The organism is Streptomyces noursei, assembly GCF_016917755.1.
Taxonomy (GTDB): domain Bacteria; phylum Actinomycetota; class Actinomycetes; order Streptomycetales; family Streptomycetaceae; genus Streptomyces; species Streptomyces yunnanensis.
On sequence record NZ_CP070326.1, the window covers coordinates 8,081,493 to 8,082,642 of the forward strand.

A 1,150-nucleotide genomic window follows, 5' to 3' on the forward strand; every position below is an offset into this window, starting at 1 on the left:
GCCTGCCGCGGTGCGCCCGCTAGCCGTTGGCGGAGAGGTGCGCCCGGAGCAGTTCGATGATCGCCGGGGCCTCGGAGCTGACGAAGAAGTGCCCGCCGGGAAGCACCTTGAGGTCGAAGTCCCCGGTGGTGTGGCCGCGCCACGCCTCGGCCTCGTCCAGGGAGGTCTTCGGGTCGCGGTCGCCGGTGAGGACGGTCAGCGGCGCCCGGACGGTGACGTCGGGCGGGCAGCGGTAGGTCTCGATGGCCTGGTAGTCGCTGCGGATCGCGGGCAGGATCATCCGCAGGATCTCCTCGTCGCCGAGCAGCGCGGTGTTGGTGCCGGCGAGCAGCTTGAGCTCCTCGACGATGCCGTCGTCGGACCGCCGGTGCACGGCCTCGTCACGCACCCGGGAGGGGGCCCGGCGCCCGGAGGCGAACAGCCGGACCAGGTCACCGCCATCGGCCTCGAAGCGCCGGGCCACCTCGAAGGCCAGGGTCGCGCCCATACTGTGCCCGAAGAACGTGCTCGGCCGCTCCTTCAGCAGGGGGCGCAGCGCGTCGTAGACCTGATCGGCCAAAGTCGCGAGGTCGCTGACACCGGCTTCCTTGCGCCGGTCCTGGCGCCCCGGGTACTGGATCGCGAACACCTCGGCAACCGAGGACAGTTGGGCCGACACCGGGAAGTAGAAGGAGGCCGAGCCGCCCGCGTGTGGAAAACAGAAGAGCCGGACGGGGGCGGCCGGTGCTGGATGGAAGCACCGGGCCCACAGGCTCTCCTCGGTGGACGTGGTCATGGGGGGACCTCCTAGGGACGAACCAAGCGGCACGCACCGCCGGGCAGCAGCGGAGAGACGCCTCGGCCGGGGACCTGCCGTGACATCCCGTGCACGCCGTCACTGCCGTACGGACACGTGATCACACCGTAACTCCATGGCCCGCGAACGGTTTTCCGAGCCACGGAATTCATTGCACATGATCGGGCTGTGGGTGTTTCCCTAGTTCTTGCCCTTTCTTTAGAAGAGGCCGGTTTGACGCTCCCGGTGGCCGGAATCAAGCGTCCGACCACCAGGGCCCCGGATTCCCACTGAAACGGAACCGCTCACTACGGAACCACTGCGGGACATGTCACTGCCGAACAGGTCACTGCAGAACTGCTCGTGCGGAACGGC

The 1,150-nt window shown here is 68.6% G+C and carries 1 protein-coding gene; it reads right to left on the reverse strand.

The window, feature by feature from the left end:
* Positions 1 to 19: 19 nt before the first annotated feature.
* Positions 20 to 775 carry a thioesterase II family protein gene (locus tag JNO44_RS35325; protein ID WP_205368062.1) on the reverse strand — a complete coding sequence of 252 codons (756 nt, stop codon included), beginning with the start codon at positions 773 to 775 and terminating at the stop codon, positions 20 to 22.
* Positions 776 to 1,150: the final 375 nt, after the last annotated feature.